Here is a 25,275-nt window from a genome sequence, read left to right on the forward strand (position 1 = left end):
GGCCGGCGGCCTATGCCGCCGTCGCCGAACCCGCTTCGTCGAGTTGCTGCAGCATCCGCGCGGCACCGGAGATCTCGGCTTCGCCCGGATTGTCCTCGACATTGAGGGATTTGACGACACCGTCCTCGACCAGCATCGAATAGCGCTTCGTGCGCACGCCCAGGCCAGCCGCCGACAGGTCGGCATCCATGCCGATCGCTCTGGTGAACGCGCCGTCCCAGTCGGCCAGAAAGCCGATCTTGTCCATCCCGCCCGACTGCTCGGCCCATGCCTTCATGACGAAGGGGTCGTTCACGGAGACGACCGCGATTGCGTCGACACCCTTGGAGAGGATTTCGTCGCGATTGTCGAGATAGCCGGGCAGATGGTTGAGCGTGCAGGTCGGCGTGAACGCTCCGGGCACGGCAAAAAGCACGACCGTCTTGCCGCCGAAGATGTCGGGCGTCTCGACATTGGCGGGGCCGTCGGCGTCGACGGTCTTGAGCGTCATTTCCGGCAGTTTATCGCCGATCGCGATGGTCATCTGATCATCCTCTCCTGAGTGTTTGGGACCTGATGTAAATAGGCGCCCGACGGCGCCGATAAAGAGCCCGAAAGCCGGGCACGATCAACGCTCTAGCCTCCCCGTCCGGCGATGTGGAGCGCGTGCGTCCGCTCGCGGGTATGATCGCCCGCGCTGACCGTGACGATCGCGTCGACCGTGCGCGCGGCCATACCGGACTTGACTGGTTCGAGCGCGAAGCGCGTCCGGCCTTTGGCACGTTCGACGACGCGCGGCGGCTTGAACTGCGTGCCGTCCGGTGCGTGCACGAACAGCGACGGCGGCGAGCCGACGGGGTGGGAAACGGTGACCAGCGCATGCCCGGCCGGCGGGTCGGGCTCGACCGTGACCTCGAGCGCGTCCGAAGCATCGGGCGGCAGCGCCGCATGGGCCGTTTCGACGCGCATGGCATCGAGCGTGGAGCCACTGGCGTAGTCGACATCGAGCCTGAAGTCGGCCTGCACCGGGATGCAGATGTCCTCGCAGATGCCCATGAAGACGCTTGCCACCAGCCTCGCCCTGCCGTTGGCCGTGCGCTTGAGCGTGAAGGGCAGGGCGACCGGCCGGTCATAGCCGGCGAAATCGCCGTAGGGGTTCTCGATCCACACCGGGGCGGGGTAATGGATGATCGGATCGGCCAGGCCCGCGCTGCCCGCAACGTTCATCTGCGGCGGAATGCCGGACGATCCCGGATCGCGCCAGTATGTCTTCCAGCCGGGCTCCAGCCGCACCTCGATCACCCCGCGCAGGTCGGCATCACCCCTTTGCGGCGGGGCGACAACGAGCCGAACGTCGCCGCCGACCGTGTCGAACCAGTCGGTCGACTGGGCGAGGGCCTGGCCAGCGACTGCCGCCATGAAGGGCAGCGCGACAAGGGCGCCGAGAAGCGTGGTGCAGCGGGTCATGATCAGGGTATGGCCGGCGGCCGCGGGCCGATCAACTCGCATCGTTTCGCGGCCGCGTCACAGGTTCGTGATCGTCCGAGCCCGCCCGGCGCGGAAACAAAAGCCGGCGGCGGGACTTCTCATTTGGCCCACCGCTGCTACGCTGAAAGGATGAACATGCTCAAGCAGCGCGATCAACGTTCCGAGACCGGCCAGTTCGAGGGCCGGTTCCTCGTCGCCATGCCGGGCATGAACACGTCGATCTTCGCCGAGTCGGTTGTCTATCTGTGCGCCCACAGCGAGGAGGGCGCGATGGGCTTTCTGCTCAACAAGCCCGCCACGATCACCCTTTCGGAGCTGATCGGCCACACCGAGTTCGGCAAGGCGATGGCGCTCGACACGGCAACCGTCGACCGGGCGGCGGGGCCGGTGCGCATCGGCGGACCGGTCGACGAGCATCGCGGGTTCGTGCTGCATTCGGGCGACTATTCGATCGACACCACGATCCCGGTCTCCGACACGATCTTCCTGACGTCCACCGTCGAGATCCTCAAGTCGATCGTCGCCGGACACGGGCCGCATCAGGCGGCCGTGGCGCTGGGTTATGCCGGCTGGGGCGCCGGGCAGCTCGAACGCGAGATTCGCGACAATGCCTGGCTGACGATGGATGCCGACCCGGAGATCGTCTTCGCCCACAATCATGACGACAAATATCCGGCCCTGATCGATCGTCTGGGGATCGGCGCGGCCAACTTCATCGCAGAGGGCGGCCGGGCCTGAAAAGGGCGGTGACGGGGGCTACTCGGCCGCCTGATCGTTGCCGCTGACGGCCGGTACCTGCCGGGCGACGAGCGCGGCGGCGGCCTCCGGATCGAGCGGCTGGCCGGTGATGAAGCCCTGCAGATAGTCCGCGCCCATCTCGGCGAGCAGGGCCCTGTCGTCCTCGTCTTCGACGCCCTCGGCGACGACGGTCAGGGAAAGGGCATGGGCCATGTCGACGATCGACTTGAGCAGAGCGTCCCGTCCGGTCGAGACCGGCTGCATGAAGGACCGGTCGATCTTCAGCACGTCGAACGGAAACCGCGACAGGTAGGACAGCGACGAATAGCCGGTGCCGAAATCGTCGAGCGCCAGATCGACGCCAAGCGCCTTGACCCGCTCGAGAACGCGCACGTTCTGTTCGGGGTTCTGCATCAGCGAGGTCTCGGTGATCTCGATGCGCAGCGTGTGCGTGCGCTGCGGATGCCGCGCCAGGATGCCGGCGACCTGATTGGTGAAGTCGCGCCGCACGAGCTGGTGGCTTGAGACGTTGACCGACACGAAGACCGGCGCGTCGGGCAGCGCCGTCTCCCATTCCATCAGTTGCATCGCCGCCATCTCCAGCGCATGCGCGCCCAGATCGCCGATCAGGTCCGACCGTTCGGCGATCGTGATGAATTCCGAGGGCGGCACGTCGCCGCGCCGTGGGTGGTTCCAGCGCATCAGCGCCTCGAACCCGGCGACATCGCCGGTGTCGGCACGGATGATCGGCTGGTAGACGAGCGAAATCTGCCCCCGCTCGATCGCCCGGTGCAGGTCCGCCTCCATCTGCACGACATTGGCGCTGCCGTCGCGGAAGGCGGGACGGAACGGCTCGACGCGGTCGCCGCCGAAGCGCTTGGCCTGGTGAAGGGCCAGTTCGGTGTCCTTGAACAGTTCCTCGCCGCGCCGGCACTCGGGCGACCATGTCGCAAGCCCGACCGAGGGCGTGAGCACGATCTCGCGCTCGGCGAAGCTGATCGGCGTCTTCACCGTCTTCTTGACCGCTTCGGCGAACGAGGCGATCTCCGACGGTTCGGTTTCCGAGACGAGCACGATGCCGAACTGGTCGCCGCCGATCCGCGCCAGCGTGTCCTCGTTGCGCAACTGGCGCTTCAGGCGCCGTGCGACGGTGATCAGCAGCGTGTCACCGGCATTCATGCCGACGCTCTCGTTGACCTCCTTGAACCGGTCGATATCGACGATGAACACGGTCGGGCGCACGCCGCTGCCGGCGGCCGCCAGCGACACGGCCGTGCGGATGCGGTCGAAGAACAGCTCCCGGTTCGGCAGGCCCGTCAGATTGTCGTGCACCGCATCGTGCAGCAGTCTCTCCTCGGCCCGCTTCTGCGCGCTGACGTCGGTCGCCGTGCCGATGCAGCGGATCACCGAACCGTCCGCACCGATCACCGGGCGCGCCGAAATGCGGTACCAGGCATGCTGGGTTTCGCCGGTGCGCATGCGCAGGACCAGATCGATCTTGCCGCGCCGTTTTTCGACCACCGCATCGAGCGCGGCGCGGAAGTTCTCGCGATCGTCGGCGTGCACGTGTCGCAGCCAGTTCTTGGCCGGCCCCTGAAGCGCTGTAGGGCCCAGGCCGAGCTGGACGCCCAGATTGGGCGTTGTCGTCAGCCGGTCGCGGCCCACGTCCCAGTCCCAGACGATGCCGCCCGAGCCGGTCACGGCCAGCGCCTGCAACTCGACGTTCGAGAACAGGTTCTCGTGGAAGGCGCCGCCCGAAAAGGCGCTCTGCAGGATCGTGAAGCCGATCAGCAGCATGACGAGGACGAGCCCGCCGGCGAGCGCGGGCTGGATGATGTCATTGTCGACCTGTCCGGTGATCGTCATCCAGCCGGCGGCGACCCAGGCCAGCAGCAGCGACCATGCCGGTATCAGCATGATCGCCTTGTCGAAGCCGCGAAGGCTCAGAACGATGATCAGCGCAAGACCGAACGCCGCCGTCGCGGCAAGCGCCAGCCGGGCGATGCCCGCGGCGACGGCAGGGTCGTAGCCGACGAGCGCAGCGAGGGCGCCGATGCCAAGCAGCCAGATCAGCGCGCCCCAGCGCATCCGGTCGCTCCACCGGTCGAGGCTCAGGTGCGTGAACAGGAACAGGCCGAGCGTGGCGACCACGGCGACCTCGGCCATGGCGCGCCAGGTCCGGATCGCGTCGGTGGCGAGCACACCGAACTGGCTGACGAAGCCGAAATCGATCGACACATAGGCGAGGATCGCCCAGGCCAGCGCGGCCGCCGCCGGGAAGGTGGCGGTGCCGCGTACGACGAACAGGATCGTCAGGAACAGCGCCAAAAGGCCGGCGATCCCCAGCACGATGCCGTGGTAGAGCGAATAGGAATTGACGATGTCGCGATAGGCATCCTCTTCCCACAGATAGAGCTGCGGCAGGCTGGGCGAGGCCAGTTCGGCGACCAGCGTGATCACCGCGCCCGGGTCGAGCGTGATCGCGAAGATGTCGGCGTGCGGGTCCTCGATACGGTCGAGCGAGAAGCCGGCACTGGGGGTGAACGAGACGATTCGCTGGGCGCCAAGATCGGGCCAGAACAGGCCCGAATCGACGAGCCTGAAGCGGGGCGCGACCAGCAGCCGGTCGATCTGGACGTCCGAGGTGTTGGTCAGGACGAGCACCGCCCAGTCGCCGGCGGTTTCCTCGTTGACGGCCTGCACCTCGATCGTGCGGACGATGCCTTCGGCGTCGGGCGCGGTCGAAACGCGGAACGCGCCGCCCCGGTCGCGGTAGATCGTCACCGCCTCGGTCAGGTCGAGCGCCGTGTCGTCGCGGTCGATCGAGATCGGTTCGTTTGCCTGGGCAAGGGCGGGCGTACCTGCCAGCACGAGAAGCGCGGCGGCGCAGAATGCCAGCATGGACGCGGTCAGAAGACGCGTCCATGAACGGACATCGAAATGGAAGCGGTCGCGCCGGGGCAATGCGTCAATCCGTGTGGGCTCGGCGGGCGTTGTCTTCGTGCATCGGGTTGATGCGCGCGTAAAGGACATGGTCGCGCCACTGGCCGTTGATCTTCAGATAGGCGCGCAGCACGCCTTCGCGTTCAAATCCGTTCTTCTCCAGGAGCCGGATCGACCTGCCATTGTCCGGAATGCAGGCAGCTTCAAGGCGGTGCAGACCCGATCGCGCGAAGGCGAACTCGCACACCAGCCCGACCGCTTCGCTCATGTAGCCGTTGCCGGAGAACCGTTCGCCGATCCAGTAGCCGATCTGTCCGTTCTGGGCGACCCCGCGCCTGATGTTGCCCAGCGTGATCCCGCCCAGCAGCGCCTCGTCGGAATTGCGCACGATGAAGAAGGGATAGCCCGTGCCGGCTCGGATTTCGGCGCCATAGCGCCGCAGGCGCGCTCGAAAGGCCGGCCGCGTCAGGTCGTCGCGGGGCCAGACCGGCTCCCACGGACGCAGGAACTGAGCGCTCGCCGCGCGCAGACGCGACCATTGCTCGTGGTCCGACAGTTCGGGGTGGCGCAGGTGAACGGCCCCGCCCTCGATGACCGCGCCGGCATTTCCGCGACTGGAAAATGCGAACATCGCCGTCCTCCGCCCTTCCGCCGGCCGCGCCTCAGCCAACGGCGGCACGGCGATGATGCATCGGTCCCTGATTGGGCGCATGGGCGACCAGCCGCGCCCGGATGTCGTCGATTTCCATGAGGCTGTCGACCGGGCCGACCGCCGAGACGGTCGGCGGCGACTCCACGAAGATGCGCCCGGCGAGGTCGCGCAATCGCCCGACGGTCAGATTGTCGAGCCGCAGCAGCAGCTCCTCGTTCGGGATCGGCCGGCCGAACAGCAGGATCTGCCGCGCGATCTGGCCGGCGCGGCTGGGCGCGCTCTCCCCGGACATCAGAAGGCTGGCGCGGAACTGGGCCCGGGCGCGGTCGAGTTCGCTCTGCTCGATGTCGTAGGCGGCCCGCGACAGTTCGCCCAGCACCAAGTCCATCAGCTGCGGCAGATCGCCCGGCTCGGTGGCCGCGTGCACGCCGAAGATGCCGGTGTCAGAAAAGCCCCAGTGAAAGGCATAGATCGAATAGCACAGCCCGTGCTTTTCGCGCACTTCCTGGAACAGGCGCGAGGACATGGCGCCGCCAAGCAGCATCGCCAGCACCTGGCTGCAATAATAGTCGCGCACGTGATAGGCGCGGCCCTCGAAGCCGAGAACGACCTGCGTGTCCTGCAGCGGGCGATGCTCGCGATAATCACCGCCGACATAGTGGGCAAGCCGCAGATCGCCGCCCTTCGCCGAGGTCTTCATCGTCGAAAAGCGCGCTTCGACCAGCTTGACGATCTCGTCATGGTCGACCGCGCCGGTCGCCGCGAACACCATCCGCTCGCCGCAATATTCGCGCTCGACATAGGCGCGGATCATGTCCGAGGTGAACTCGCAGATCGTCTGACGCGTGCCCAGGATCGACCGGCCGACCGGCTGGTGCCGGAACGCGGTCTCGGCGAAATGGTCGAACACCACGTCGTCGGGCGTATCGACGACCGCGCCCAGTTCCTGGAGCACGACGTGCTTCTCGCGCTCCAACTCGTCGGCATCGAAACGCGAATTCTGAAGGATGTCCGCCAGGACGTCGACGGCCAGCGCGATGTCCTGCTTGAGCACGCGGACGAAGAAGGAGGTGGTCTCGACGCTCGTCGCCGCATTGATGTCGCCGCCGACATTCTCCACCGCCTCGGCCAGTTCGCGCGCATTGCGATTGGCGGTGCCCTTGAAGGCCATGTGCTCGAGCATGTGGGCGATGCCGTGCTCGTGATCGAGTTCGTTGCGCGTTCCGGCCTTGAACCAGGCTCCCAGCGAGACGCTCTCGACATTGTCGAAGCGTTGGGTCGCTACGGTTATTCCGTTCTTCAAGACGGTGGTCTGAACTGCCATCGTTACGCGAACTCCCCGGGGCGGTGGTGGTCAACCGGCCCTTTCGTTTCCTCCTGCGGCCCGTGTCCGGGCCGATATATGAGTTTCCACCATTTTCAGGTCAGATGGAAGGGTCGCGAAGTGCTCCTCGCGCTCCATCAGGTCGCCGAGCCATTCGGGCAGGGCGGGCCGCTCGCCCGTGGCCTGCTCGACCGCGTCGGGGAACTTGGCCGGATGCGCCGTCGCCAGAACCACCATCGGAACGGCGGTCTCGGCCCGCTGGCGCGCGACATGGATCGCGACCGCCGTGTGCGGGTCGGCGCGATAGCCCGACGCCGATACAAGATGTGCCATCATCCGCGCCGCTTCCTCGGTATCGGCGCGCCCGGCCTCGAAATCCGCCGCGATCGCCCGGTGCACGGCCGTGCCGAGATCGAAGCGGTGCGACTGCTTGAGATTGTCCATCGCGCCGCGCACATAGGCCGCCTCGCGCCCCGACGCTTCGAACAGGAGCCGTTCGAAGTTCGACGAGATCTGGATGTCCATCGACGGGGAGGTGGTCGGCACGACCTCGCGCATCTCGTAGGCGCCGCCCGCAAGCGTCCGCGCCAGGATGTCGTTGTCGTTGGTGGCGATGACCAGCCGGTCGATCGGCAGCCCCATACGCTTGGCCGCATAGCCGGCGAAGATGTCGCCGAAATTGCCGGTCGGAACGGTGAACGACACCGGCCGGTCCGGCGCGCCGAGCGCAATCGCCGAGGTGAAGTAGTAGACGATCTGGGCCATGATGCGGGCCCAGTTGATCGAGTTGACGCCCGAAAGGCGTACCCTGTCGCGAAACGCGCCATGGCCGAACATGGATTTGACCAGCGCCTGGCAGTCGTCGAAATTGCCTTCGATCGCCAGCGCATGAACGTTCGATGCGGCCGAGCCGGTCATCTGCCTTTGCTGCACGGGCGACACGCGCCCCAGCGGAAACAGGATGAAGATGTCGGTGCGCTCGCGACCGGCAAAGGCATCGATCGCCGCCCCGCCCGTGTCGCCCGATGTCGCGCCGACGATGGTCGCGCGCTCGTCGCGTTCGGCGAGCACATGGTCCATCAGGCGGCTGACGAGCTGCATCGCCACGTCCTTGAAGGCCAGCGTCGGCCCGTGAAACAGCTCCAGCACGAACTCGTTCGGTCCGGTCTGCACCAGCGGGCAGACGGCCTTGTGCCGGAACGTGCCATACGCTTCGGCGACGATCGCCTCGAAGACCGCCCGGTCGATTTCGCCTTCGACGAACGGCCACATCACCGCCACGGCGACCTCGGCGAAGGAGGCGCCGCGCAGTGCGGCGATCTGCTCGTGCGACAGGTGCGGCCATTGTTCAGGAAGATAGAGCCCGCCATCATTGGCGAGGCCGGCGAGGATCACGTCGCGGAACCCCAGTTCCGGCGCCAGACCGCGTGTGGAAACGAACTTCAACGTGCTCTCGTCCTCGCCAGTCGACGGTGCGCCTGCGGCATGTGGAAACGGGTCAGGTTGCGGCCGATCTCGACCATTGCACAAAATGCGCCGGACCCTTATCGGAATTCGGGCCGGTTCGAAAGCCCTTGGGCCGGGTCCATCCGCCGCATGGTTGACACGATGGCACACTAGCCGAATGGTGCGCGCCGCCGGCCGGGCGGGAACTTACGGGGAGCGAAGATGATGGCGACGGAAACCAACTCGGGCGAACGCAGTGCCGGTCGCGGGCGGACCCGCCGGACGGCGCGCGCGCTTGCGGCGTTCGTCGGCCTCGCCACGCTTGCCGCCTGCCAGGCAGCCGGAACCGGTGACGTGCTCGACCTGTCGACCGGCGAGGAGTCCTTCACCGAAGCGGACCTTCGCGCCTATTGCCCGCGCGTCTCCCTGCTCGAGGGCACGGCCTATCTGCGCACCTATACGAACGGCAATGACGGCAATCCCGACGAGGTCATCCATCAGGCCGTGATCACTGATGTCACGCGGACATGCCGCTACCGGAACGGCCAGCTCTTCATGACGGTCGCCGCCGCCGGCCGGGTCGTCAATGGACCCAAGGGCTCGCCCGGCTCGCTCGACCTGCCGATCCGCGTGGCGATCCGGCAGGGCGAGAACCTGCCCTATTCGCAGCTCGGCCGGCTCGATGTCGCGATGGGCGGAAGCGCCACGCAGTTCATCTACCGCGACGACCAGATCGTCCTGCCCGAACCGCAGGTACGCAATCTCCAGGTGCTGGTCGGTTTCGACGAAGGCCCCTACAACACCCCCTGAGCCGGCCGCGCACGCCGGTTAAGTCCCCGTTTACCATGATGCTGAACGCCATGTTTACCAGCGCCGGTAACCATGGGCCCGATCGCAATTCTCCAGATCGGGTGCTTCATGTCTCGCGTACACCTGACCCAATCGGCCGCGCCGGCGGCCGGCCGGTCCAGCCCGCCCGCCCTTGCCCTCGACACGATCGTCAGGGGCGACTGCGTCGCCGCCATGGACCGGCTTCCCGAGAAGTCGGTGGACATGATCTTCGCCGACCCGCCCTACAATCTTCAACTCGACGGCACGCTTCACCGGCCCGACCAGTCCAGGGTCGATGCCTGCGACGACCATTGGGACCAGTTCGCCTCGTTCGAGGCCTATGACGCCTTCACACGCGCCTGGCTGCTGGCCGCGCGACGCGTGCTCAAGCCGACCGGCACGATCTGGGTCATCGGCTCCTATCACAACATCTTCCGCGTCGGCGCCTCGCTGCAGGATCTGGGCTACTGGATCCTCAACGACGTCATCTGGCGCAAGACCAACCCGATGCCGAACTTTCGCGGTCGCCGGTTCCAGAACGCGCACGAAACGCTGATCTGGGCGTCCCGCGACCAGAAGGCGAAGAGCTACACGTTCAACTACGAATCGCTGAAGGCGGCCAACGACGATGTCCAGATGCGCTCGGACTGGCTGTTTCCGATCTGCAACGGCGGCGAGCGTCTGAAGGACGGCGCGGGCGAGAAGGTCCATCCCACGCAGAAGCCCGAAGCGCTGCTCGCACGCGTGCTGATGGCCGCCTCCAGGCCCGGCGATGTCGTGCTCGATCCGTTCTTCGGCACCGGCACCACCGGCGCTGTCGCCAAGCGTCTCGGCAGGCACTTCATCGGCATCGAGCGCGAGCAGGCCTATATCGACGCCGCCGAGGCGCGGATCGCGGCGGTCGAACCGCTCGACGGCGCCAGCCTGACGCTGGTCACCGGCAAGCGCGCCCTGCCGCGCGTCGCTTTCGTTTCGCTGATCGAGGCCGGCTTGCTCGCGCCGGGTATGACGCTGACCGACTCAAGGCGTCGCTGGACGGCGACCGTGCAGGCCGACGGGTCGCTCATGACCGACGGCGAGCAGGGCTCGATCCACAAGATGGGCGCGCGCGTGCAGGGGCTCGACGCCTGCAACGGCTGGACCTTCTGGCATTTCGAGGAGGCCGGAACGCTCAAGCCCATCGATGCGTTACGACAAAAGGTCCGCGACGGCATGGCCGCCGCGGGCTGAACGAGCAATCGACGCCTGACCTCCAGTTCAATCCAGGCGAAGATCGAAGCGCTGCAGGTCCGCCTGCAGCGCTTCGGCGTTTTCGAACCGCACGGCGTTCCATCCGAATGCCCGGGCCGCATCGACATTGTCGGCATTGTCGTCGATGAACAGCGTTGCCTCGGGGTCGAGATCGAATGTCCGCGTGTGAAGATCGTATATGGCCGGATCCGGCTTGATGACGCGAACCCGGCCCGAAACCGTCACGCCGCGTCCGGCCTTCAGGAACGGATAGAGTTCCTGCGCCTCGACGAACGTGTCGGCGGCGAAATTGGTCAGGAAGGTGATGTCGCGCCCCTCCTCGATGAGGCCGAGCAGGATGGAGACCGTGCCGTCATAGGCGTGCGGCACCATTTCGTGCCAGTGCGCGCGGAAGGCACGGATTTCCGTCTCCCAGTCCGGATGGGCCGCGATCAGTTCGGCTTCCGCATCGTCCCACGGCCGCCCGCGATCCTGTTCGAGGTTCCAGTCGGATGTGCACACATTGGCCAGAAACCAGGTCCGCCTTTCCGCGTCTGGGATGATCCTCCGGTAGGGAAGTTCGGGATCGTAATGGATCAGCACCTTGCCGATGTCGAAGACGATATGGCGGATGGTCATGGTCTGTCCCCCTCAGAACGTGCCCGGTAGAGCACAGCCGATTGCCTTCTTCATGACGGTCGGCAGCGCTTCGCCGCCCAGTTCCTCCGCTGGCGACCACCACTGGCCGGCACGCGGGGCGAGATCGCCGGTGGCGCGCCAGACCGTCAGGTCGAGCGAAAAATGCGTGAACACATGGGCGACGGCGCCGCATCGGACCCAATCGAGCGATTGAAACGGCGCGGCCTCGCGACCGGTCTCGCCGTCGGCGCGCGCCGTCCAGCCCGTGGTCGGCACCTGCGTCATCCCGGCCAGAAGCCCCGTGCCTCCGCGCTTTTCGAGCAGCACCGCGCCGTCGGGCCGTGTGAGCACGAACGCGGCGCCGACGCGCCTTGGCTTGTCTTTCCTCGGCGCCTTGACCGGAAAGCGTTCCGGATCGCCCGTCGCCAGCGCCCGGCAGTCCCCCCGCAATGGACAGTGCAGGCACGCCGGCCGTTTCGGCGTGCAGATGGTCGCGCCCAGATCCATCATCGCCTGGGCGAAGTCGCCGGGCCGGCCGGCATCGAGCATCTCGCCGACGATGGTCCGCACCTCCGGCTTGGCCCTCGGCAGGGCCGTTTCGATCGCATGAAGCCGCGTGACCACCCGCTCGACATTGCCGTCGACCACCGGGGCGGGCACATCGAAGGCGATCGCCGCGATGGCACTGGAGGTGTATTCGCCGATGCCCGGCAGCGCGCGCAGCCCTTCGACGGTCTGCGGAAAGGTGCCGCCATGGTCGGCGACGATCGCCTCGGCGCACTTTTTCAGGTTGCGCGCCCGTGAGTAATAGCCGAGCCCGGCCCATGCCTTCAGGATATCGTCCTCGGGCGCGGCGGCGAGCGCGGCGACGCTCGGCCAGCGCGTGGTGAACGTGTGAAAATAGGCGCGCACGGCGGCCACCGTTGTCTGCTGGAGCATGATTTCCGACAGCCAGACGCGGTAAGGATCGGGCCGTTCCCCGCGCGCCCTCTCCGCCGGCCCGACACGCCAGGGCAGATCGCGGGCGTGGTTGTCGTACCAGGCGAGCAGTTTGCGGGCAGCGGGGGAGGCGAGGTCGGAATCGGGCAGGGCGGACATGGCCGCCACTATCCACCGGTTGCCCCCAAGTGCAATGGTGCAGGTATGGCCGCTTCATCGCCGCCCGGCGAACTGCTATGGTCGGTCATGGCCAAACCCGCTGCCCGCCTCGTCAACGCCGTGCTCGACCCGGTTCTCGCCAAGCGCGCAGGACTGTCGATGGCGCTTGTCGACGCCTGGCCGGAAATCGCCGGTGCCCGCATCGCCGATTGCTCGTGCCCGCTGAAGATCAACTGGCCGCGCCGCACCCACGAGGACGATCCGTTCGAACCCGGTGTGCTCGTCGTCGCCGCCGATGCGATGGCGGCTTTGCACATCCAGCATCAGGCGGGCGAAATCGTCTCACGCATCAACGCCTTCATGGGATTTCAGGCGATCGCCCGCGTCAAGCTGGTGCAGAAGACGGTTACACCCGCGCCACCGCCCGAAAGGCGGGCGAGACCGTTGACCGACGCCGAAAAGGGCCGGATCGACGCTCTGGCGAACGATTTCGACGATGAAGACCTGCGCGAGGCCGTGCGCCGGCTCGGCCGCAGCGTCATCGCCGAGCGGCCGCGCCATTGATCCCGCGACAAAGCGCCCGGCTGCGCGTTTGCCCTCGCGCGCTAATTCCGCCAGCATGGAAATTGACGAGACCACGGAGCGATCCTCCGGCCCGCGCACGGGCGACCCTGTCATCGAGGTCTTCCACGATGGCGACTGCCCGGTGTGCCGCCTCGAGGTGGGCTACTACGGTCGGCTCGACCGGGCCGGGCGGATCGACTGGGTCGACATCACCGCGTTGACCGACGCCCAACTGCCTGCCGGCAAGAGCCGCGCGGATCTGCTCGGCCGGTTTCACGTGCGCGAGATCGGCGGCGATAGATGGCATGTCGGCGTCGACGCGTTCGCCCGCATCTGGCGCGAACTGCCCTATTGGCGGCATTTCGCTTTCCTGTTTTTCGTGCCGGGGCTTCGCGGGCTGGCCGAATTGGGTTATCGGGGGTTCCTGCGCTGGCAGCGATGGCATCGCGCCCGCCGCCAGCAGCGCCGCCGCCAGACCGCCTGAGGAGCCCATGTCCGCCGATCCGGCACAATCCCGTCCGTTCTGGGAGACCAAGACGCTTGCCGAGATGACGGCTGGCGAATGGGAAAGCCTTTGCGACGGCTGCGGCAAGTGCTGCATGTCCAAGCTGATCGACGAGGACACCGAGGAAATCCACTACACGACAGTCGCCTGCCGCCTGTTCGACGCGGCAAGCTGCCGCTGTTCGGACTATGAGAACCGGCAGGCGAGGGTGCCCGACTGCGTGCGCCTGACACCCGACAATGTCGGCAGGCTGGTCTGGCTGCCCTCCACCTGCGCCTACCGGCTGATCGACGAGGGCAAGCCGCTGTTTGACTGGCATCCGCTCGTCTCCGGCGATCCGATGAGCGTTCACGAGGCCGGTGTTTCCGTGTTCGGCCGGATCACGGCGCGCGAACAGGACATGGCCCATGACGGTGAATATCTCGATCATCTGGTCGACGGGGAACTGTGAAATCGCCGATTGCGTTTGCGTCTGGTGCCGGTAACGTCCGGCCGGACCGATGAGGGAGCGTATGCCGTGAGCCAAGCCGACACCCGCGCGCTGATCGAGCGCTATTTCGCCGCGTTCAACGCCAGCGATTTCGACGCGATGGACGAACTGCTGCACGAGGACGTCGCCCACGACATCAACCAGGGCGGGCGCGAGATCGGCCGCGACGCCTTCCGGCGGTTCAATGCCATGATGTCACGGCACTATCGCGAGACGCTCAGGGATATCGAGATCATGGTCTCCGAGAGCGGCGTCCGCGCGGCGGCCGAGTTCACCGTCGACGGCCAGTACATCGCCACCGCCGAGGGCCTGCCGCCGGCGGACGGCCAACACTATTCGCTGCCCGCCGGCATCTTCTTCGAGATCGACGATGGCCGCATCAGCCGGGTGACGACCTACTACAATCTCAAGCAGTGGATCGCCCAGGTCTCGTGACGGAAATGCGTCTCGTGACGGACACGCTGAATGTACGGCCACTCTCGGCCGCGGAAGCCGCCGCGCGCTTCGACGATCTCGCAGGGCTGCGCATCACCGTCTTCCGCGCCTTTCCCTATCTCTATGACGGCGACATGGCCTATGAGCGCGACTATCTGGCGACCTACATGGAGGCGTCGGGCGCGTTCATCGCGGGCGCTTTCGACGGCGATGCGCTCGTTGGTGCCTCGACAGCCGCACCGCTCGGCGAGCACAAGGCGGCCTTCGCCGAACCGTTGGCCGCGCGCGGGCTCGACCCGGACGATTTCTTCTATTTCGGTGAATCGGTGCTGCTGCCCGCCTATCGCGGCCGTGGCGCCGGCGTTGCCTTCTTCGACCTGCGCGAGGCCGAGGCGCGCCGGCAGGGCTTTGCCCATTGCCTGTTCTCGGCCGTGATCCGGCCCGAGGACCATCCGATGCGGCCGGCCGATTACGTGCCGCTCGACGATTTCTGGCGCAAGCGCGGCTACCGCCGGCTCGAAGGGTTTCGCACCGGCTTTGCCTGGAAGGATATCGGCGAGACGGCCGAGACCGAAAAGCCGATGGAATACTGGGTGAAATCTCTCGGCTGACTCACGCAGATGTGTCGGCCGCGTCAGCAGTTGCGATTTGAACGCGGCGCCGCGCTTTGCCACCTTCGGTTTCGTCACGACGCGAAGCGATGGAGATTGTCATGTCCGGTCATGTTGTCCGTGGAAAGGTCAAGGCCGCAACCGCAAGGCTCGACCGCCGCGCCTTTCTGGCGCTCGGCGGCGGCGCGCTGGCCACTGCCCTGATGGCCGCGGGCGCGCGCAAGGCGCGTGCCGAAAAGCTCAACCTGGACGGCGGTGTCGCGATAAAGGGGCACGATCCGGTCGCCTATTTCGTATCGGGCGAAGCGGTGCCGGGCGATCCGGCGATCACGGCCGACCATGATGGCGCCACCTACCGGTTCGCTTCGGCCGAAAACCGACAGACCTTCCTCGCCGAGCCCGGACGCTACGCCCCGCAATATGGCGGCTTCTGCGCCTATGCGGTCGCCAACGGCTACACCGCGCCGATCGACCCGGAGGCCTTCACGGTCCACGACGGAAAGCTCTATCTGAACTTCTCCAAGGGCGTGCGCAGCCGCTGGGAGCGCGACATCCCCGGCAACATCACGCGGGGCGACGCCAACTGGCCGTCTCTGTCGGCCGGCTGACGCGCCCGCCGGCGACTACTGGTCGAGTTCGAAGGTGACGTTGACGGTCACCTGATAGCTGTTCTCGCCCGCCGCCACCGGCACCGGAGCCGCATTGCCCGTGTCCGACTGCATGACGGCGGCCCGCTCGATCGCCATCGGGCGGGGCCCGTTCGAATTCTCCGAGATCGACAGGATGCGTCCCAGACCGATGCCGGCCGCTTCGGTCAGCGTCTCGGCCTTGGCGATGGCGTTGCGCATCGCCTCGGTGCGAGCCTGCGCGATCGCCTCGGCCGGATCGTCATTGGTGAAGCGGATGCCGCCGCCCCGATTGACGCCGAGCGTGACCGAAGTGTCGAGAATCGCGCCGACGCGCTCGAGGTCGCGGATGCGCACGGTCAACGAATTGGAGACCTCGTAGCCGACGATGCGCGGCGCCGGCCGCTCGCCGTCGACGGGTTCGGGATAGACGTAGCGCGGCTGGATGTTGAAGTTGGACGTCTGAAGGTCGCGCTCGGCGATCCCCTCGGCCTGCATCGCCGCGAGCACCTCGCTCATCGCCGCCGTGTTCGCATCAAGCGCCTCGCGCGCGGTTTCGGCTTCGCGCACCACCGTCAGGTTGATCACCGCCATGTCGGGCGCGACCTCGGCGCTGCCGGTCGCCGAGACCGATATCTGGGGCGTCAAATCGTTTTCGGCGGCGGTTGCCGGGCCGACGCCGGTCATGACGAGGGCGCCGATGGCGATGGCGGGGAGAAGGCTTTTGTGGGTCAAGGCACGATCCTTTCGGTGGGGTCCCTTCGGCGGAGGGCTTGGCCGATGATTGGGGCAAATTGTGGTCCCGCGCGCGGGCGCGCCTGTCCGCTTGCCGATCGGAATCGTTTCGGATACGCACGATGCGCGTGGGGCCCGTAGCTCAATTGGTTAGAGCCGGCGGCTCATAACCGCTTGGTTGGGGGTTCGAGTCCCTCCGGGCCCACCACATTTCTGGACGCGCGGCGCCGTCGGCCAACCCGGGCGCGCAGGTGACGGTTCGAGGTTTCCCCTCTCACCTCCACCAGAATTTCGCTATCTGGCAAAGCCGCGCAGGTCGAACGCTTCGTCGGCCACCATGTCCGGCGTCAGCGGTTTGCCCTCGGCGAGGATCTTCCGGCTCATCGCATAGGTCGCCGCATCGTTCAGGCAGTCGACGGCGAGGAATGTCTCGCCCATGAAATAGAAGTGCGAGATGCTGCCCTCGCGCTTGCCGGGCCGGGCGACGACGCGGTCATAGCCGCGATTGAAGCCGGCGATCTGCAGCTTCATGTCGTACTGGTCAGACCAAAACCACGGATGCGGATCGTATTCGGTGTCCTGGCCCATGATGTTGGCGGCGACGATGCCGGCCTGATCGTGCGCATTCTGCACCGATTCAAGCCGCGTCGGCGTGTGGTGGAACGGAAAGACGGTGCAGTCGCCACAGGCATAGATCGCCGGATCGGAGGTCCGGCCGTGGGCGTCGACCGAAATGCCGACCGCCACTTCGAGCCCGGCCGCCTCGGCCAGTTCGGCGTTCGGCACGATGCCGATACCGACGACGACGAGATCGCAGGGCAGGGAGGTTCCGTCTTCCAGTTCGACGGCGGCCGCCGTGCCGGTTCCGTCGTCCGCGATCCGGGCGATCTGCGTGTTCTCGAGAATGGTCACGCCATGGCTTTCGTGCAGCGCGCGGAACGCATCGGCCGTCTCGCGACATGCCACCCGCTGCAGAATGCGCGGCGCGGCCTCGACGACGGTCACCTGCATGCCCTTCTTGGCCGCTTCCGCCGCCGCCTCCAGCCCGATATAACCCCCGCCGATGACGACGAGCCTGCGGCCTGGCACCATCTTCGCCATCAGCGCGTCGGCATCGCCCAGATCGCGCATGGTGTGGACGTTCGAGAGCGCGCCGCCGAAATCGCCGGGCAGGGTGCGCGCGTGGGCCCCGGTCGCCAGCACCAGCGCGTCATAGCCGATGCGCGCCCCCTCTTCGGTCACCACCTCCCGCGCCTGCCGGTCGACGGCGATCACGCGGCTCGACAGATGGGCCTGCACGTTCTGCTCGTCGTACCAGTGCTCGGGCCGCAGCTTGAGGCGCTCCAGGCTCATCTCGCCGGACATGTACGCCTTCGAGAGCGGCGGGCGCTGGTAGGGCAGGACCGCTTCCTCGCTGATCAGCGTCACCGATCCCTCAAAGCCATGCTTGCGCAAATCGTCGGCGACCGAAACGGCGGCATGGCTGCCCCCGACTATGACGACACGTTCGACCAATTCACTCCCCCGGAACGAAAAGCGGCACCAATGGTGCCGCCTGTCTAACCGCATTGAAGGTCGAATGGCGATGGGTTTTTTAGCCATTGTACCGGAAGGCGATGAAGACTGGTTTCATGCACCTGCCAAGGTTCCCTCTCCCTGCTTGCGGGGAGAGGGATGTGAGGCTTGTGAGCGCAGGCGAACTAGCCGCAACTGGGTGAGGGGCTTTGCCAGCTCTGCCCCTCATCCAACTGCGACATCAACTCCGCTTCGCTTCGTTGTGTCTCGTATCCTTCTCCCCGCGAGCGGGGAGAAGGAGAGAGGCGCCGAGACTCAATGAAAAACGCCCTGGAACCGAGCCGGGTCAGCCCGCCTCGGCTTCGCCCACGAACGCCTTTTCGAGCACATAGTGGCCGGGCTTGTTGTTGGCGCCTTCTTCCATGCCGGCCGCCTCGCACAGCTCTTTGATCTCGAGGTTCAGGCCCATCGAGCCGCAGATCATCACGCGATCGTCCTCGGTGTTCCATGCCGGAACCCCCAAATCGGCGAACAGTTCGCCCGAGCGGATCTTGTCGGTGACACGGCCGGTCTTGTCGCTGTCCTCGCGGGTCGTCGTCGGATAGTAGACGAGCTTGCCTTCGACCATCTCGCCGATCAGCGGATCGTTGACCAGGTTCTCGATCAATTCGGCGCCATAGACCAGTTCGGCCTTGGTGCGGCAGGTGTGCGTCACGATCACCTGCTCGAACTTCTCGTAGACCTCCGGGTCGCGCACCAGCGAGGCGAATGGGGCGATGCCCGTGCCGGTGGCGAGCATGTAGAGCCGCTTGCCGGGCAGCAGCGCATCGATGACGAGCGTGCCCACCGGCTTGGTCTTGAGAATGATCTGGTCCCCGACCTGGATCTTCTGCAGACGCGATGTGAGCGGGCCGTCCGGCACCTTGATCGAATAGAATTCCAGTTCCTCGTCCCAGGACGGCGAGGCGATCGAATAGGCGCGCAGGATCGGCTTGCCGTTCTCGTCGGGCAGGCCGATCATCACGAACTCGCCCGAACGGAAGCGCAGCGTCTGCGGACGGCTGACGCGGAAGGCGAACAGCCGGTCGGTATAGTGCCGCACCCACGTCACCGTCTGTCCGTCCTTCAGCGAGACGGGCTTGAGCGGTTCGGCGAGCGGGGTGATCTCGTTCATGGCCATGGGGCTCCTGTTAGGCGATCTGCGCGGCCTGATGCAAACGGTTCTGGTAGGTCACATTGATGCGCGGGACCTGGGACGTCCATTGGCCTTCCGGCTGACGGGCCGCAAGGCGCGCGTCGATGGCGACCGCATCGAAGCCGCAACGGCGGGCATGGGCATACTGGTCGGCGATGACGTGCCCCTGCGCGATCAGCCGGCCGGCAAAGCCCAGCCGGCGCAGCTGCGTGGCGAGCGAAAAGCCGCGCCCGTCCGCGAAACTGGGAAAGGATATGGTGATCGCTTCAAGCGTGTCGAAGAACGGCGCGACGGCGCGCGCGTCGGCGTCGTTGGCAAGGTTCAGGGCCAGCGCCGCGGGGCAGTCGTCGGGCAGGCCGGCTTCGAGATCGGCCAGCGAAACCTCGCCATAGGTGCCGGCGACAAGCCGCTCGGCCCGGTCATCCTCGGCAAAGCCGTCATCGGTGACGATGATCATCTGCGTCCTCTCCTCAGCCATGGGCGGGCGCGCCCCGCACGATCGCGCCATCGACGATGTGGATGCCGCACTCGGTCTTCGCCCGACCCCGCCAGCGGCCGGCGCGCGCATCCTCGCCGTCGTTGACGGGCGAGGTGCACACCGCGCAGCCGATCGAAGGATAGCCGTGGGCGACGAGCGGGTGTTGAGGCAGGTCAAACGCGTCTGCGTATTCGGCCAGATCCTCCGGCGACCAGAAGGCGAGCGGGTTGAGCTTGGTCTTGCCGTTGGCGGCCTGCTCGATCAGGTCGAGGTCGGCGCGCGTTGCCGCCTGATGGCGCTTGCGGCCGGTGATCCAGCCGTCAAAGCCTTCAAGCGCGGCATCGAGGGTCTGTGTCTTGCGCAGGTCGCAGCACCCGTCCGGATCGGACATGTGCAGCCGGCCCCACGGATCGGTACGGCGCACCGCCGCGCGCGCCGGCCGGATCGTGCGCACATCCTCAAGGCCGAGGCGTGCGGCAAGATCGTCGCGATAGGCAAGCGTTTCGGCGAACAGCATGCCGGTGTCGATGAACAGCACCGGTGCGGTCCGGTCGACGCGCGCGATCAGGTGCAGCAGAACCGCCGACTCGGCGCCGAACGAGGAAACGGCCGCGATGCGGCCGAATTTCTTCTCGACGAACGCCTGACGCAGCAGATCGAGCGTTTCGGCCTGCCAGTCAGGCGGCGCGGGCATTGTCGCGGTGCTCATGATAGATCGCGTCCTTGAAGGGACGGGCGCCGAGCCGTCGATAGGCGTCGAGGAAGGTCTCGTCGGCGGTATGGCGCAAATCCAGATAGGTCTCGACGATCGCCTCGATCGCCGGGATCAGGTCTTCGGCGGCAAAGCCGGGGCCGGTGCGCTCGCCGATCGTGGCGGTTTCGGTGCTGTCGCCGCCGAGCGTGATCTGGTAGTTTTCGACGCCCGCCTTGTCGAGGCCCAGAATGCCGATATGGCCGACATGATGGTGCCCGCAGGCATTGATGCAGCCCGAGATCTTGATCTTCATCGGCCCGATGTCGCGCTCCAGCTTCAGAGCGTCGAAATGGGTCGCGATCTCCTGGGCGATCGGGATCGAGCGGGCCGTCGCCAGCGCGCAGTAATCCATCCCCGGGCAGGCGATGATGTCCGAGATCAGGCCGATATTGGCGGTCGCCAGCCCGGCCTTCTTCAGTTCGGCATGGACCGCCGGGATGTCGGCCTTCCTGACGTGCGGCAGGATGATGTTCTGCTCGTGCGAAACACGCAGTTCGTCATGACCGTAGCGCTCGGCGAGATCGGCGAGCACGCGCATCTGATCGGCCGTCGCATCGCCCGGCGTGCCGCCGACCGGTTTGAGCGACACCGACACGATCCCGTAGGCGGGGTTCCTGTGCTCTGTGACGTTGGTTTCGACGAACGAGCGGAACACCGGATCGTCGGCCTGGGCGCGGTCGAAGGCAAGCGACTGGGTGTTGTCGAAATCGGGCGGCGCGAACGCCGCTTCGATGCGGGCGACGAGGTCAGCGGGCGGCGCCTGGAAAAGCGCCTTCTGTTCGGCGAAGGCCTCCTCGATCATCGCCCTGATCTCCTCCGTGCCGGTTTCGTGCACGAGGATCTTGATGCGCGCCTTGTACTTGTTGTCGCGCCGGCCGGCGAGATTATAGACCCGCAGGATCGCTTCCAGATAGGGCAGAAGGTCGGCTTTCGGCAGGAAGTCGCGGACGGTCTTGCCGATCATCGGCGTGCGCCCGAGCCCGCCGCCGACGATCACCTCATAGCCTGGCTCGCCTGCTTCGTTGCGGACCATGCGCAGGCCGATATCGTGCGCTTTCGTCACCGCCCGGTCGTTGGGTGAACCGGTGATCGCGATCTTGAACTTGCGGGGCAGGTACTGGAATTCGGGATGGTCGGTCGACCATTGCCGCAGCAGTTCGGCGGTCGGGCGCGGATCCTCGATCTCGTCGGCGGCGGCACCGGCGAAATGGTCGGCCGTGACGTTGCGGATGCAGTTTCCCGAAGTCTGGATGGCGTGCATCTCGACATCGGCGAGCGCGTCGAGAATGTCCGGCACGTCCTTCAGCTTCGGCCAGTTGAACTGCACGTTCTGGCGCGTGGTGAAATGGCCGTAGCCCTTGTCCCAGCGCTCGGCGATCATCGCCAGTTGCCGCATCTGGCGCGAATTGAGCGTGCCGTAGGGGATTGCCACCCGCAGCATGTAGGCGTGCAGTTGCAGATAGAGCCCGTTCTTCAGGCGCAGCGGCTTGAACTCGTCCTCGGTCAGCGAGCCGTCAATGCGGCGGTTCACCTGCTCGCGGAACTCGGCGACGCGGGCGCGCACGAAATCGGCGTCGAAATCGTCATAAGCATACATGGATCAGGCCTCCGCCTGCTTGCCGTGGAAATAGTTGGAGGGCCCGCGCGTGCGGAACGCCTCGCGGAAATGCACCGGCTGTGGCCGTCCGTCAGGGCCGATCGTGACATCGGCCAGATAGGCGCCGACGATACGACCCGGCTGCGCGTTGGCGATGCCCAGCAGGCGCTCGGCCTCTTCGCCATCGTGCGCGACGGCGGCATCGCCGTGGTCCCGTGACCAGTCGCCCGATGCGGTCAGATAGATCACGTCGCCCTCGAACAGATCGTTGGCGGTGACGATTTGCGGATGGGTCTGGCGCGCCATCAGACAGCCTCCGCCCGGGCAGGCAACGCGTCCATGGCGACCTGCGCCCCGCGCGGGGCGATGCCGTAGAGCAGAACGGCCGGACCGGTGATGCCCGCATCTGCCAGCGCCTCGGGCAGGCCGCCAAGCGTTGCGGCGACGATCCGCTGGTCGGCGCGCGCGGCGTTCTCGACCACGGTGACGGGGGTCTCCGCATCGGCGCCGTGCATCAGGAGGCGCCCGCGCAGGAAGGCCGAAGCCTTGAGCCCCATATAGATCGCGGCCGCTTCGCCCGGCCGGGCCAGCGCGCGCCAGTCATGGTCGGCAAAACCCTCGGCGTCGTGCCCGGTGATGATTCGCAGCGAGGCGTTGCGTCCGCGACGGGTCAGCGACCGGCCGATGGAGGCCACCGCCGCCGAGGCGGACGTGATGCCCGGCACGATCTCGAATTCGATGCCGGCCTCATCGAGCGCGTCCAGTTCCTCCTCGAGCCGACCGAACACGGCCGGATCGCCGGATTTCAGCCGGATGACGCGCGCGCCGGCGCTGGCATGCTCGATCATCAATGCGTTGATCGCGTCCTGCGTCCAGGCCGGACCGAAGCCCTTCTTGCCGGTCTCGACGATGATCGCCTCGCGCCGGGCGAGTTCAAGGATCGGCTGAGGCACCAGCCGGTCATGCAGGACGACATCGGCCTCGTGCAGCGCGTTGCGGGCTTTCAGGGTGAGCAGTTCCGGATCGCCCGGTCCCGCGCCCACGAACACCACCGAGCCCGGCCCGTCGCGGCGTTCGATTTCGTCGGTCAGCAGCGTTTCGAGCGTCTCGCGCACGGCCTCTTCACCGCCCGCCTTCAGCGCGCGATCACCGGCGCCGAAATAGAACTTCGTCCAGAAGGCGCGGCGCTTTTTGGAATCGCCGAGCATCTCGGCGCGGGCGCGGAACGCCTGGCCGATCCGCGTCAACACGCCGAGCGAAGCGGGCAGGCGCTCCTCGAGGTCCGCCTTGATCTTTCGCGCCAGCACCGGCGCAGCGCCCTCGGTGCCGATCGCGACCGTCACCGGATCGCGGTCGACGATCGCTGGCGTGATGAACTGGGAGTCCTCGAGATTGTCGACGATGTTGACGAGCGCACCGGCCTCGCGACCGATCCGCGCGGCACGGGCGTCCTCGGCCGGATCGTCGTTCGCCGCATAGAGCAGGGCGGCGCACAGCGCATCGCCCGCCGCGATCGGCCGCTCGGTCAAGACGATTCTGCCTTCGGCGGCCCACTGCCGGACCTGCGGGACGACGTCCTCGCCGAACACGGCAATCCGCGCCTCGGTCTTCAGCAGCAGCCGCAGCTTTGCCACGGCGGTTTCGCCGGCGCCCGACACGATGACGCGGCGGCCGCCCAGGTTCACGAAGACGGGGAAATGGCGCATGAGCCCACCTCTTGGAAGTTTCTTCGACAATAGGGCTCGCAGCCAGGGCTCAGAAGAATTGTGTTCCCAAGAATTGCGGCGGGCGCGAAAAATCCGTTCCGTGAAAGGCGCCTTCGCGCCGGCCCGATTTGATCGGTGTCAAGGAACCGGCCTGTTCCGGTTGCGACAATCGCGCCACTTTCGAAGCGTTCCAATCTTGCGGGAGCGCGTCTATATAGGCGGCGAAATCGGCCCGGGCGGGTCGCTCGCACGGGCACAATGAGGATAGTGATGACGGTGAAGGCGTTCGACGCGTTGCAGAGCAAGCCCATGGATTTCGACGAGTTCTTCGCCGACAGCCTCGCCGGTCTTCACGAGGCGGGCAATTACCGTGTGTTTGCCGAGCTTGAGCGCAAGCGGGGTTCGTTCCCGCGGGCGACGCGCTATCGCGAGGACGGCTCGACGCACGATGTGACCGTGTGGTGCTCGAACGACTATTTGGGCATGGGCCAGCATCCGGAGGTGGTCGCGGCGATGCACGATGCGATCGAGCGCTGCGGCACCGGCGCGGGCGGCACGCGCAACATCTCGGGCACCAATCATGGCCATGTGCGGCTCGAGCGCGAACTGGCGGACCTGCACGGCAAGGACGCCGCGCTGATCTTCACCTCGGGCTATGTCTCGAACTGGGCCGCGCTCGGCACGCTGCTCGCCAAGATCCCCGGGATCATCTGCTACACCGACGCGCTCAACCACGCCTCGATGATCGAGGGCATCCGCCATTCCAGATGCGAAAAGCGCATCTTCAAGCACAATGACTGGCGCGATCTGGACCGGCTGATGGCCGCCGACGATCCGGCCGCGCCCAAGCTGGTCGCCTTCGAGAGCGTCTATTCGATGGATGGCGACATCGCGCCGATCGCCGAGATCTGCGACGTCGCCGACAAGCATGGCGCGCTGAAATATATCGACGAGGTGCATGCGGTGGGCATGTACGGTCCGCGCGGCGGCGGGGTCGCCGAGCGCGAGGGCCTGATGGACCGGATCGATGTGATCGAGGGCACGCTGGGCAAGGCGTTCGGCGTGATGGGCGGCTACATCACCGGTTCGAGGAACCTGGTCGACTTCGTGCGCTCGTTCGCCTCGGGCTTCATCTTCACCACCGCGCTTCCTCCCGCACTGGCCGCCGGCGCGGTCGCCTCGATCCGGCATCTGAAGGCCCATGACGAAAAGCGGCAGGCCCACCAGGAGGCGGTGCGCAAGGTGCGCGCGGCGCTCGACCGGCAGGGCATTCCGCACATGCAAAACCCCTCGCACATCGTGCCGGTGATGGTGGGGGACGCGGCCAAGTGCAAATGGATCTCCGACATCCTGCTGGAGGATTACGGGATCTATGTGCAGCCGATCAACTATCCGACGGTTCCCGTGGGTACCGAACGGCTGAGGATCACGCCGACCCCGTTCCACACCGACGCCGACATCGCCCATCTTTCGGGCGCCCTGTGCGACCTGTGGAGCCAGTGCGCCCTCGCAAGGGCCGTGGCGTAGGGCAGGGGGCTAAGCGCCGGCGCCAGCCACTCACACTTGTCCTTTCCCTGTTTGCGGGGAAGGCAGGGCGTCGGCATCGCGGCAGCATCACCCGAATAGACGCCAGGCCCATAGGATCGTGGCGCAACACGCCGAGTCGAGGTCCCCTTCGCCCCGCTTGCGGGGAGAG

At 66.6% G+C, this 25,275-nt stretch carries 26 protein-coding genes and 1 tRNA gene; 11 read left to right on the plus strand and 16 right to left on the minus strand.

Annotated features, from left to right (window positions below; all coding sequences use genetic code 11):
- Positions 1 to 10: 10 nt before the first annotated feature.
- Positions 11 to 523: a peroxiredoxin gene (locus E0E05_RS04880; RefSeq protein ID WP_131615700.1), complete on the minus strand. Its 513-nt coding sequence runs from the start codon at positions 521 to 523 to the stop codon at positions 11 to 13.
- Between the two features lie 92 nt (positions 524 to 615).
- Positions 616 to 1,446, minus strand: coding sequence for a protein-disulfide reductase DsbD domain-containing protein (locus tag E0E05_RS04885; RefSeq protein WP_158629274.1), 831 nt, complete (start codon positions 1,444 to 1,446; stop codon positions 616 to 618).
- A gap of 150 nt (positions 1,447 to 1,596) precedes the next feature.
- Between E0E05_RS04885 and E0E05_RS04890 the strand changes: the two genes are divergently transcribed.
- Entirely contained in the window at positions 1,597 to 2,205 is a 609-nt protein-coding gene (locus E0E05_RS04890) for a YqgE/AlgH family protein (protein WP_244597938.1), read from the plus strand.
- An 18-nt stretch (positions 2,206 to 2,223) separates the two neighbouring features.
- Here E0E05_RS04890 and E0E05_RS04895 read toward each other — a convergent pair whose 3' ends face one another.
- From E0E05_RS04895 to thrC, 4 genes are all read right to left on the minus strand, one after another.
- Complete coding sequence (locus E0E05_RS04895) at positions 2,224 to 5,106, minus strand: putative bifunctional diguanylate cyclase/phosphodiesterase (protein WP_131615702.1); 2,883 nt, start codon at positions 5,104 to 5,106, stop codon at positions 2,224 to 2,226.
- Between the two features lie 67 nt (positions 5,107 to 5,173).
- Positions 5,174 to 5,779 carry a GNAT family N-acetyltransferase gene (locus E0E05_RS04900; RefSeq protein ID WP_131615703.1) on the minus strand — a complete coding sequence of 202 codons (606 nt, stop codon included), beginning with the start codon at positions 5,777 to 5,779 and terminating at the stop codon, positions 5,174 to 5,176.
- Between the two features lie 31 nt (positions 5,780 to 5,810).
- Positions 5,811 to 7,124 (minus strand): M16 family metallopeptidase, encoded by a 1,314-nt coding sequence (locus E0E05_RS04905; protein ID WP_131615704.1) that lies wholly within the window; start codon positions 7,122 to 7,124, stop codon positions 5,811 to 5,813.
- A 30-nt stretch (positions 7,125 to 7,154) separates the two neighbouring features.
- Positions 7,155 to 8,570, minus strand: coding sequence for a threonine synthase (gene thrC, locus E0E05_RS04910; RefSeq protein ID WP_131615705.1), 1,416 nt, complete (start codon positions 8,568 to 8,570; stop codon positions 7,155 to 7,157).
- A 222-nt stretch (positions 8,571 to 8,792) separates the two neighbouring features.
- Between thrC and E0E05_RS04915 the strand changes: the two genes are divergently transcribed.
- Both E0E05_RS04915 and E0E05_RS04920 read left to right on the plus strand, forming a co-directional pair.
- Positions 8,793 to 9,380 (plus strand): hypothetical protein, encoded by a 588-nt coding sequence (locus E0E05_RS04915; protein ID WP_192900441.1) that lies wholly within the window; start codon positions 8,793 to 8,795, stop codon positions 9,378 to 9,380.
- A 108-nt stretch (positions 9,381 to 9,488) separates the two neighbouring features.
- On the plus strand, positions 9,489 to 10,631 hold the full coding sequence (locus tag E0E05_RS04920) for a site-specific DNA-methyltransferase (protein WP_131615706.1): 1,143 nt from the start codon (positions 9,489 to 9,491) through the stop codon (positions 10,629 to 10,631).
- Positions 10,632 to 10,658: 27 nt separating this feature from the next.
- Here E0E05_RS04920 and E0E05_RS04925 read toward each other — a convergent pair whose 3' ends face one another.
- Together E0E05_RS04925 and mutY are read right to left on the minus strand one after the other, a co-directional pair.
- Positions 10,659 to 11,270: an HAD family hydrolase gene (locus E0E05_RS04925; RefSeq protein WP_131615707.1), complete on the minus strand. Its 612-nt coding sequence runs from the start codon at positions 11,268 to 11,270 to the stop codon at positions 10,659 to 10,661.
- A 12-nt stretch (positions 11,271 to 11,282) separates the two neighbouring features.
- On the minus strand, positions 11,283 to 12,368 hold the full coding sequence (mutY, locus tag E0E05_RS04930) for an A/G-specific adenine glycosylase (RefSeq protein ID WP_131615708.1): 1,086 nt from the start codon (positions 12,366 to 12,368) through the stop codon (positions 11,283 to 11,285).
- Positions 12,369 to 12,413: 45 nt separating this feature from the next.
- Between mutY and E0E05_RS04935 the strand changes: the two genes are divergently transcribed.
- The 6 genes from E0E05_RS04935 (at position 12,414) to E0E05_RS04960 (ending at position 15,581) form a co-directional block, all read left to right on the plus strand.
- Positions 12,414 to 12,932, plus strand: a complete 519-nt coding sequence (locus E0E05_RS04935; protein ID WP_244597940.1) for a DUF721 domain-containing protein — start codon at positions 12,414 to 12,416, stop codon at positions 12,930 to 12,932.
- Positions 12,865 to 13,416, plus strand: a complete 552-nt coding sequence (locus tag E0E05_RS04940) for a thiol-disulfide oxidoreductase DCC family protein (protein ID WP_131615709.1) — start codon at positions 12,865 to 12,867, stop codon at positions 13,414 to 13,416. The genes E0E05_RS04935 and E0E05_RS04940 overlap by 68 nt, the downstream gene beginning before the upstream one ends.
- 7 nt (positions 13,417 to 13,423) lie before the next feature.
- Positions 13,424 to 13,888 (plus strand): YcgN family cysteine cluster protein, encoded by a 465-nt coding sequence (locus E0E05_RS04945; RefSeq protein ID WP_131615710.1) that lies wholly within the window; start codon positions 13,424 to 13,426, stop codon positions 13,886 to 13,888.
- 66 nt (positions 13,889 to 13,954) lie between these two features.
- Entirely contained in the window at positions 13,955 to 14,362 is a 408-nt protein-coding gene (locus E0E05_RS04950; RefSeq protein ID WP_131615711.1) for a ketosteroid isomerase-related protein, read from the plus strand.
- Positions 14,363 to 14,367: 5 nt separating this feature from the next.
- On the plus strand, positions 14,368 to 14,973 hold the full coding sequence (locus tag E0E05_RS04955) for a GNAT family N-acetyltransferase (RefSeq protein WP_131615712.1): 606 nt from the start codon (positions 14,368 to 14,370) through the stop codon (positions 14,971 to 14,973).
- A 101-nt stretch (positions 14,974 to 15,074) separates the two neighbouring features.
- On the plus strand, positions 15,075 to 15,581 hold the full coding sequence (locus E0E05_RS04960; protein ID WP_131615713.1) for a YHS domain-containing (seleno)protein: 507 nt from the start codon (positions 15,075 to 15,077) through the stop codon (positions 15,579 to 15,581).
- Positions 15,582 to 15,596: 15 nt separating this feature from the next.
- Here E0E05_RS04960 and E0E05_RS04965 read toward each other — a convergent pair whose 3' ends face one another.
- Complete coding sequence (locus tag E0E05_RS04965; RefSeq protein ID WP_131617898.1) at positions 15,597 to 16,286, minus strand: SIMPL domain-containing protein; 690 nt, start codon at positions 16,284 to 16,286, stop codon at positions 15,597 to 15,599.
- Between the two features lie 179 nt (positions 16,287 to 16,465).
- Here E0E05_RS04965 and E0E05_RS04970 point away from each other — a divergent pair.
- A tRNA-Ile gene (locus E0E05_RS04970) sits at positions 16,466 to 16,542 on the plus strand.
- An 86-nt stretch (positions 16,543 to 16,628) separates the two neighbouring features.
- Here E0E05_RS04970 and E0E05_RS04975 read toward each other — a convergent pair.
- From E0E05_RS04975 to cysG, 7 genes are all read right to left on the minus strand, one after another.
- Positions 16,629 to 17,849: an NAD(P)/FAD-dependent oxidoreductase gene (locus tag E0E05_RS04975; protein ID WP_210215758.1), complete on the minus strand. Its 1,221-nt coding sequence runs from the start codon at positions 17,847 to 17,849 to the stop codon at positions 16,629 to 16,631.
- A gap of 346 nt (positions 17,850 to 18,195) precedes the next feature.
- Positions 18,196 to 19,023, minus strand: coding sequence for a ferredoxin--NADP reductase (locus E0E05_RS04980; protein WP_210215759.1), 828 nt, complete (start codon positions 19,021 to 19,023; stop codon positions 18,196 to 18,198).
- 16 nt (positions 19,024 to 19,039) lie between these two features.
- Positions 19,040 to 19,522, minus strand: coding sequence for a DUF934 domain-containing protein (locus tag E0E05_RS04985; RefSeq protein ID WP_210215760.1), 483 nt, complete (start codon positions 19,520 to 19,522; stop codon positions 19,040 to 19,042).
- Entirely contained in the window at positions 19,515 to 20,231 is a 717-nt protein-coding gene (locus E0E05_RS04990) for a phosphoadenylyl-sulfate reductase (RefSeq protein WP_131615716.1), read from the minus strand. The genes E0E05_RS04985 and E0E05_RS04990 overlap by 8 nt, the downstream gene beginning before the upstream one ends.
- Positions 20,200 to 21,873: a nitrite/sulfite reductase gene (locus tag E0E05_RS04995; protein ID WP_131615717.1), complete on the minus strand. Its 1,674-nt coding sequence runs from the start codon at positions 21,871 to 21,873 to the stop codon at positions 20,200 to 20,202. The genes E0E05_RS04990 and E0E05_RS04995 overlap by 32 nt, the downstream gene beginning before the upstream one ends.
- Before the next feature lie 3 nt (positions 21,874 to 21,876).
- Complete coding sequence (locus E0E05_RS05000) at positions 21,877 to 22,179, minus strand: DUF2849 domain-containing protein (protein ID WP_131615718.1); 303 nt, start codon at positions 22,177 to 22,179, stop codon at positions 21,877 to 21,879.
- Positions 22,179 to 23,579, minus strand: coding sequence for a siroheme synthase CysG (cysG, locus tag E0E05_RS05005; RefSeq protein ID WP_131615719.1), 1,401 nt, complete (start codon positions 23,577 to 23,579; stop codon positions 22,179 to 22,181). The genes E0E05_RS05000 and cysG overlap by 1 nt, the downstream gene beginning before the upstream one ends.
- A gap of 309 nt (positions 23,580 to 23,888) precedes the next feature.
- On the opposite strand from cysG, the gene hemA reads away from it, so the two are divergent.
- Entirely contained in the window at positions 23,889 to 25,106 is a 1,218-nt protein-coding gene (hemA, locus tag E0E05_RS05010; protein WP_131617900.1) for a 5-aminolevulinate synthase, read from the plus strand.
- Positions 25,107 to 25,275 lie beyond the last annotated feature (169 nt).

It is taken from the genome of Roseitalea porphyridii (assembly GCF_004331955.1).
GTDB classification, from domain to species: Bacteria; Pseudomonadota; Alphaproteobacteria; order Rhizobiales; family Rhizobiaceae; genus Roseitalea; species Roseitalea porphyridii.